2 protein-coding genes are annotated in these 1,168 nt (G+C 69.8%); both read left to right on the top strand.

Going from position 1 to position 1,168, the window contains the following annotated elements; translation table 11 throughout:
• On the top strand, window positions 1-614 hold a 614-nt coding region (locus tag ACFQEU_RS16295), incomplete at its 5' end, for a M24 family metallopeptidase (RefSeq protein ID WP_379783865.1).
• A gap of 109 nt (window positions 615-723) precedes the next feature.
• The coding region (locus ACFQEU_RS16290) for an MFS transporter (RefSeq protein ID WP_379783863.1) at window positions 724-1,168 on the top strand (445 nt) is incomplete at its 3' end.

Below are 1,168 nucleotides of genomic sequence, written 5' to 3'. Positions count from 1 at the left end.
CGCTCACCAGCGAGCGCGTGTCGACAGCGATCGAGACGACGCTGCTCGAACACGGCTGCGCGCTCGACGAGACGATCGTCGCCGGCGGCACGCAGGCGGCCGACCCACACGACCGCGGCTCCGGACCGCTCCGCGCGAACGAGCCGATAATCGTCGACATCTTCCCGCGGTCGAAGGAGACGAAGTACAACGGCGACATGACCCGCACGTTCTGTGTGGGCGAGCCGAGCGACACCGCCCGGGAGTGGTACGATCTCACCGAGCGGGCGTTCGAGGCCGCCCTCGACGCGATCTCACCCGGTGCGACCGGCGAGGACGTCCACGACGCTGCCTGCGAAGTGTACGAGGCGGCCGGCGAGCCGACGTTCCGGACCGACCCCGAGACGGAGACGGGGTTCATCCACTCCACCGGTCACGGGATCGGCCTCGACGTTCACGAGTCCCCCGGACTCTCCTCGGGCGGCGAGGAGCTGGAGCCCGGCCACGTCGTCACCGTCGAACCCGGCCTCTACGACCCCGCGGTCGGGGGTATCCGGATCGAAGACCTCATCGTCGTCACCGAGGACGGGTACGAGAACCTGACCGACTACCCGATCGAGTTCGTCGTCGGCTGATCGGGAGTCCGGGGTCGGACGCTCGGGGTGACGGCGCGGTCCCGATCGAACTCGCGGCCCGACTGACCGCGATCGGAAGCCGCTTTGACACCCACCGGATACGACGACCGTGAACTGGCGGTACGCCCACACGACGCTCGCGCTCTGTACGCTCGCGTTCACCGCCACGATGGTCGCGCGGCTCGCTATCAGCCCGCTCGTCCCACAGATCACCGAGACGTTCGCCGTCACGAACACCACCGTCGGACTCGCGCTCTCGGGAATGTGGCTCGCGTACGCGCTCTCGCAGTTCCCGTCGGGCGTCCTCGGCGACCGCTACGGGGAACGCGCGGTGATCCTCACGGCGGTCGGCTCGACGCTGCTCGCCTCGGTGCTCATCGCGGTCTCGCCCTCGATCGTCGGCTTCGCGCTGTTCACCGTCGTCCTCGGCGCGGGCGCGGGGCTCCATTACTCGGTCGCGACGACGTTTCTCACCCGACAGTTCGACGATATCGGCCGCGCGATCGGCGTCCACGTCGCTGGCGGGCCGCTGGCCGGCCTCGTCGCCCCGCCCG

It is taken from the genome of Halorubrum tibetense (genome assembly GCF_042661865.1).
Taxonomy (GTDB): domain Archaea; phylum Halobacteriota; class Halobacteria; order Halobacteriales; family Haloferacaceae; genus Halorubrum; species Halorubrum tibetense.
Note: the sequence above shows the minus strand (reverse complement) of the source record. Positions and strands in the feature narration are given on the sequence as shown.